The 6,739-nt window shown below is 60.0% G+C and carries 5 protein-coding genes; all 5 read left to right on the plus strand.

From position 1 onward, the window contains the following. Positions 1-18: 18 nt before the first annotated feature. The 5 genes from NMG80_RS24845 (at position 19) to NMG80_RS24865 (ending at position 5,888) form a co-directional block, all read left to right on the plus strand. Positions 19-798 (plus strand): alpha/beta fold hydrolase, encoded by a 780-nt coding sequence (locus NMG80_RS24845; RefSeq protein WP_436798676.1) that lies wholly within the window; start codon positions 19-21, stop codon positions 796-798. A gap of 200 nt (positions 799-998) precedes the next feature. Beyond that, positions 999-1,454 carry a (2Fe-2S)-binding protein gene (locus tag NMG80_RS24850; RefSeq protein WP_254020544.1) on the plus strand — a complete coding sequence of 152 codons (456 nt, stop codon included), beginning with the start codon at positions 999-1,001 and terminating at the stop codon, positions 1,452-1,454. Between the two features lie 12 nt (positions 1,455-1,466). Continuing rightward, entirely contained in the window at positions 1,467-3,668 is a 2,202-nt protein-coding gene (locus NMG80_RS24855) for a xanthine dehydrogenase family protein molybdopterin-binding subunit (RefSeq protein WP_254020545.1), read from the plus strand. Between the two features lie 451 nt (positions 3,669-4,119). Next, positions 4,120-5,313: a DUF4365 domain-containing protein gene (locus tag NMG80_RS24860; RefSeq protein WP_254020546.1), complete on the plus strand. Its 1,194-nt coding sequence runs from the start codon at positions 4,120-4,122 to the stop codon at positions 5,311-5,313. Positions 5,314-5,420: 107 nt separating this feature from the next. After that, on the plus strand, positions 5,421-5,888 hold the full coding sequence (locus NMG80_RS24865; protein ID WP_254020547.1) for a hypothetical protein: 468 nt from the start codon (positions 5,421-5,423) through the stop codon (positions 5,886-5,888). Positions 5,889-6,739 lie beyond the last annotated feature (851 nt).

A 6,739-nucleotide genomic window follows, 5' to 3' on the forward strand; every position in this document is an offset into this window, starting at 1 on the left:
ATGAAAAAGGAGCCTGACATGAAAACGCTCATCGCTGGATTGGCCTTGGCTGCTATGGCGTTCGCAACCTCCGTTGCGTCCGCGCAATCGGTCAAGCCCACCATTGTTCTGGTGCATGGCGCTTTCGCCGATTCATCAAGTTGGAACGGCGTCGTGCCAATTCTTGAAAAGAATGGCTACCCAGTAGTCGCTGTCGCCAATCCTCTGCGCAGCGTAAAGGGGGATGGCGACTATGTCCGCTCCCTTCTCAATACGATCAAGACGCCCGTCGTGCTGGTCGGTCACTCCTACGGCGGCATGGTGATCAGCCACGCCGCCGACGGCGAGGCGAACGTCAAGGCGCTGGTCTATGTCGCCGCCTTCGCGCCGGATGCAGGCGAAAGCGCCGGCGCGCTCGACACCAAGTTTCCGGGAGCCCTGCTCGGACCCCACACGCTGGCGCAGCCCGTGCCTCTCCTCGCCGGCGGCAACGACCTCTATGTCCGGCAAGACAAGTTCCACGAAGCGTTCGCGCCGGATCTGCCCGAGGATGCGGCGCGACTGGCAGCGGCAACGCAGCGGCCGATCACCGACATCGCTTTCGGCGAACCGGCAACCACCTCCGCCTGGAAGACCATCCCGTCGTGGTTCATTTACGGCGACGGCGACACTGCCATCCCGCCGCAGGCTCTGGCCTTCATGGCCGAGCGGGCGCACGCCAAGGCCGTCGTGGTCGTGAAGGACGCGTCGCACGTCGTAATGATCTCGCATCCTGACGCGGTGGCAAAAGTCATCGAAGACGCGGCGACTGCCAACTAAACAGTCGGCGCCGACAGCGCCGGGGCCGGTGCACCGTTCCGGCCGGTGCGCCAGTCGATATGAAGTGAGCGAGGCGGCCTCCCCTCCGCCTCCTCGCGTGAGCGCGGCCGGGTTCCTCCCGCCCGGCCGCGCATTTTGAGCTCCCGCGCCGCTAAGCTGCGCAAGCCAGCAAGCGGAGGAACCCAGCGAGGTAAGAGCAAATGAGCGCGACGATCAGCGTAAATGGCGCCCTACACACAGTCGATGTGGACGGCGACACGCCCCTCTTGTGGGTGCTTAGGGACGTGCTCGGGATGACGGGGACGAAATTCGGCTGCGGTGCGGCGCTCTGCGGCGCCTGCACGGTGCACCTCGACGGCGAACCGGTACGATCGTGCATTACCCCGATCGACAGTGTCGGCGTTTCTGAGATCATGACGATCGAGGCGATCGGCGCGACGGAGGCAGGGGCCAAAATCCAGAAGGCCTGGCTGGACGTCGAGGTCCCCCAATGCGGCTACTGCCAATCGGGCCAGATCATGTCGGCCTCGGCGTTGATTGCGAGCATTCCGCATCCCACCGACGGCGATATCGATGACGCGATGTCCGGCAACATCTGCCGCTGCGGGACCTATGTCCGCATTCGCGAGGCGATCAAGCAGGCTGCTGCGGCCTGAGAGGAGGCGACCATGATCATCGATCACCGCACGTCGGAGGCTTCCGGTCGGATCCAGCCAACATCGGCAAACGCGCTTACCCGGCGCAGCTTTCTGCAAGCAGGCGCGGCAGCAGGCGGAGGCCTCTTGCTCAGCCTTAGCCTGCCCTTCGCGGTAAGGGGAGCAGAAGCGGCGGGCACCACATTCGCGCCCAACGCCTTCCTGCGCATAACGCCTGAGGGTCAGGTCGTGCTCACGATGCCATACGTGGAAATGGGGCAGGGCACGTATACATCGATCCCGATGCTGATCGCCGAGGAGCTGGAGTTGGAGCTCAGCCAGGTACAACTGGAGCACGCGCCGCCCAACGAAGAGCTCTATGTCAACCCCTTGCTTGGGGTGCAGGCGACGGGCAATTCGAACGCCATACGCGGGGCATGGCAACCGCTGCGCCAGGCCGGAGCGACCGCGCGGACGATGCTGGTGGCTGCGGCGGCCAAAGGCTGGAACGTCGACGCAGCGTCATGCCGCGCTCGTAGTGGTGAAGTGTTCCATGAGCCAACCGGAAGACGGCTCAAATACGCCGAGCTGGCGGCCCATGCGACGGGCATGCCTATCCCCGTGAACGTGGCACTCAAGGAGCCGAAGGATTTCAGACTCATCGGCACGCCGGCTAAGCGCCTCGACACGCCCGCCAAGGTCAATGGAACCGCCGTTTACGGGATTGATGCCCGCCCGCCCGGCGTGAAGATCGCAACGCTTGCGCAATCGCCCGTCTTCGGCGGTCGCGTGAAGAGCGTTGACGACGCCGCGGCCAAAGCCGTGAATGGCGTTCGCCAGATCGTGCGGCTCAACGACGCTGTGGCCGTGGTGGCCGATCACATGGGCGCCGCCAAGAAAGGGCTCGAAGCGCTGGTGATCGACTGGGACGATGGTCAATATGAAGGGCTGAGCACCGAAGCGATCCTCGGCGAACTCGAGGAGGCGACGCTCTATCCAGGAGCGGTCGCGCAAAGTGTCGGCGATGCCGACAGCGCGCTCCCAAGCGCCCACACCCAGTTGGAGGCGACCTACCACGTCCCGTTCCTCGCGCATGCTCCGATGGAGCCGATGAACTGCACGGTTCACGCTCGCAGCGACGCGGTCGAGATCTGGGTCGGCACCCAGGCGATAACCCGGGTCCAGGCGGCCGCGGCCGCAACCGCCGGTGTGCTGTTGGAGCAGGTCACCGTGCACAATCATCTGATCGGCGGTGGCTTCGGTCGCCGCCTCGAGGCTGACGGTGCTGCCCGAGCGGTCGAGATCGCAAAGCACGTCGATGGTCCGGTGAAGGTGGTCTGGACCCGTGAAGAGGACATCCAGCACGACATGTACCGCCCGATGTTCTTCGACCGGCTGTCTGCCGGCCTCGATGCGAAAGGCATGCCGGCCGCCTGGAAGAATCGCTTCGCCGGATCGTCGATCATTGCGCGGTGGCTGCCGCCCGCCTTCAACAATGGCTTCGATCACGACACGACTGAGGGCGCGATCGACCTTGCCTACGACCTGCCGAACTTCCACGTCGAATTTACGCGCGTGGAGCCGCCGGGGATTCCGACCGCGTTCTGGCGAAGCGTCGGACCCTCCCACAATGTCTTTGTCACCGAAAGCTTCATGGATGAGCTGGCCGCGGCGGCCAAGCAGGATCCCGTGGCGTACCGGCTCGCACTTCTCGAGAAGACGCCACGCGCCAAGGCCGTGCTGGCGCTCGCAGCCGAAAAGGCCGGTTGGGGACAGACGCTTCCGGAACGGTCCGGCCGCGGCGTCTCTATCCAGCACGCCTTTGCGAGCTACATGGCGCAGGTTGCCGAGGTGGAGGTGGCGAAGGGGGGCACGGTCCGCGTGAAACGTGTCGTGTGCGCAGTGGACTGCGGCACTGTCGTCAATCCCGATACCGTCAAGGCGCAGATCCAGAGCGGCATTATGTTCGGTATCACCGCGGCCCTTTATGGCCAGATTACTTTGAAGAACGGGCGCGTCGAGCAGGCTAACTTCGACAGTTACCAGATTCTGCGGATGGATGAGGCGCCTGAGGTCGAGGTCCACATCGTGCAGAATTCGGAGTCGCCCGGTGGGCTCGGCGAGGCTGGGACCTCGGCCATTGTCCCCGCAGTGACCAACGCGATCTACGCGGCAACCGGCAAGCGTTTGCGTCAGTTGCCTGTCGACAGCGCGGCGCTGCGGGAGCCGCAATGATGCCACCACCGCAGCGCTCGTCACCGTCGATGCTTAGCTGGCAACGGACATCAGCCAGAGAACTGGGGAGCTGCCGTGGCTGCGATCACCCAGGCTCGCGATGTAATGAGACGACGACCAGTTTTGTGCCTGTCGCGGCGTTGGCGCTGCTGTCTGCGCGGCTTCTGAAGAGGGAACATTGATGGTCTCTCCTACAGCCTACCCACGACGCACCTCGATCTGGCAGAGCTGACCGACAGATCGGCGCGTTTCCGGCTCGGTCGTGCGGGCAGAATTTTCAAATCCGCTCGCCATTGCTGCCTAAGGAGACGTCCGCTTTTGCTAGCCCAGGGACGGAATCGGTCAGTCCGCTTCCCGGCCCTTTCAGAAGAGGCTCGACTGGGCCACTCTGCGTCGCTCGCCAGATCAACCCACAGCACGCCCAGCAGCTGCTGTCGCTTTGCAGTTAATTGTGATCGACGGGCAGCCCCTTGCCCGCATGATCGCTGTCCAGATCAAGACCACCGAGACTGGGAAATATACGGGCGAGACAGAGACCGGATTTAACTATCTGCTTAGAAGTGAAGACCTCGCTTATTGGAAGCCTTCCAACCTGCCCGTCATCATTGTCCTCCATAGAACGTCCGACAACACCTTCTTCTGGAAGGAAGTGGTGGATGGAGTAGGTGAAGGAGAGCGACGGCTCCAGTTCGATAAGCAACTTGATGTGCTGGACAGCGGCGCCGTTGATCGCTTGGCCGCGCTGACCGTGCCCAAGGCGGGTTTCGGCTACTATGTTCCGCCCCTCGGCGAAGGCGAAGAAGCCATCGTCAACATGCTTCCCATCACGCTCCCTGACGAAATGTTTGTCGCCACCACCGCGTATACCCCCAAGCAGGCGGCTGCGATTCTTCTTGATAGCGACGAGCCCGCTCGCTTCGATTGGGCCATCAAGGGCGAGACCTTTTGGTCATTCCACGATCCGCGCACCTCGGTCTGCCGCGACATCGTCGATCCTGATCAGGTAGAGGCCATTGATACGCGACACCTAGCTTTCCATGACGATGCCGACGAACGCAACAACTTCGCATTCCTCCTTCGGCAAATGCTCAGTCACCAAACACGCGGTGACCTCGCCTGGAGCAAAGATCGCAAGCTTTATTATTTCAAGGCGAAGGCAGAGAACGAGACACGCACTTATTACTATGACGATTCCAAAAAGCGCACCGACGCTGATGTCGTGAATGTTACCCGCAGCAAGGTGGATACCTCACGGGTTGAATTTGTTCGGCATCATGCCTTTGAGGCGAGGTTCGAGTGCCTACACGACCAGTGGTTCCTTGTGGTCAATCCCAGCTACTTTTTTACAATCAACGGCTTCATTCCGCATAGCTATCCGGCGGCACTGCTGGCAGGAAAAAAGCGTCTCGATAAGAGCGCGTCTCTTCGTGGACAGATAATCATGTGGCATCGCTTCCTCACTGAGGCAGATCGTTCTGCGCAGGACTTGTTTGCAGAGGCAAACTCGGACCCTCGGGTAAAATTCGGAGAGCCGCCGGTTGTCGAGCTGTCAACCCGAGTCCCGGAGGACGTTTGGGGTACGCCCAAAAAGTCTGCTGAGGCCGACGAAGACGACAATCTTGATCTGTGGAAGCGATCCGCATGAAGTTCAGGTCGGAAATTTTCGCTGAGCCTGATCTGGAGTTTGGCGGTATTAGGTAGCAAACGCACCTAGGTTCATTCGCCGCCAACTCGTGGTTCGATTACCTCAAAATGATGCTGATTCCTCCTGATGCTGATGCGCCCAATGTGCTACATGCCTTCATTAGAAAGCGGGCTGAGGTCGCTGGAAAAATTGAACACAATCAACTTGCGCTTAGGCGCTTGATTGCAGAGCTAGATCACATTGATGCGACCATCAGGATATTTGAGCCTTCGATCGACGTTGGCAAAATCCCTTCTAAACCGGTGCCACCTAGGCACGCTGCTTTCAAGGGAGAGGTGACCCGTATCGTGCTCAGCATGCTTCGCGAGGCCGATGGTCCGCTAACGTCTCGTAACATTGCCGAGGAACTCATGCGTCAACGTGGCTTGTCCAGCGATGACAACGATCTCTCGGTGACGATGGTGAAAAGGGTTTGCGCTTGTTTGCGAACCCACCGCATTAAGGGCACAATAAGGTCAGTTCCAGTTGCAGGCTCATTACAAGGCTGGCAACTGTCTTCGAGGGATTTTACGTAGTTAGAGTCTGGCAAACGCATTGCGATTGCGCCGTTCGTAACTGAGCATCAACGACTGTGATGTATGAGCCCTGAGCCGCGCCGTTCGTTCGACATGAAGGACAGTATTTGGGTATCGCAGCTCATCTGAGGCTATCTAGGCGGAACTTGAGTTCTGCATCGTTTCTCCCAAAAACATTGGGAAATTTTCTCGGGTGGAGCGACCTTTCTGCATCAGTGCGAACGCAAGTTCCGCCAGCGGCCGTCTCGTAAGCCTGGAGCTGGCCGCCGTGGAAGTCGCCAATCAATGTTGAAACGGGCGAACAAACTGGAAGAGTGCTCCAATTGTGGCGCACAGCTCATTTTTGCGTCGGAGCAGCGCGAATTTGACCGGACCCTCACCAGAAGTTGAGATCTCGTGCTCAATGGTACTGAGCTCGGTACGCCACTGTGCGATCATCAAATCATATTGGTAAACGGCGTCTCTTTCACTGGAGGAGACAGCGTGAATTTTGTCAGGATCAAGCGAACAACGAAATCTCGCCAGCGGATCGGCAGTATTCGGAGTCAACGGAACTTGCGAGTACGACATGGTACACCTTAAAATTGGAATTGATGGGAAGGTCGCCGACCCCGTCGGAAGACTTGAGCGCATTGTCTCGTATAAAGATTGCACTGTCAAATTGTTTTCTACAGTGGCTCACGAGCTTGGCTAGCTGAGCAACCATCGAAGGATGGTAGACACTGGAATTTTGGCCGCCAGTCACGCTTGCAGACTTCGGATCTTCTATAGAATGTGGCACAGCACTCCTGATGCGCCTTCGAGGCGCGCTCGCGCCGCTGCACCGGGCCGAATGCCGAGTAGGTGGGGGC

Source organism: Mesorhizobium escarrei, assembly GCF_935825525.1.
Taxonomy (GTDB): domain Bacteria; phylum Pseudomonadota; class Alphaproteobacteria; order Rhizobiales; family Rhizobiaceae; genus Mesorhizobium; species Mesorhizobium escarrei.

Excerpts from the sequence above, each read along its gene's own strand:
- NMG80_RS24865 (WP_254020547.1), top strand. The coding sequence starts at position 5,421 with ATGATGCTGATTCCTCCTGATGCTGATGCGCCCAATGTGCTACATGCC.
- NMG80_RS24855 (WP_254020545.1), top strand. The coding sequence starts at position 1,467 with ATGATCATCGATCACCGCACGTCGGAGGCTTCCGGTCGGATCCAGCCA.
- NMG80_RS24850 (WP_254020544.1), top strand. The coding sequence starts at position 999 with ATGAGCGCGACGATCAGCGTAAATGGCGCCCTACACACAGTCGATGTG.
- NMG80_RS24845 (WP_436798676.1), top strand. The coding sequence starts at position 19 with ATGAAAACGCTCATCGCTGGATTGGCCTTGGCTGCTATGGCGTTCGCA.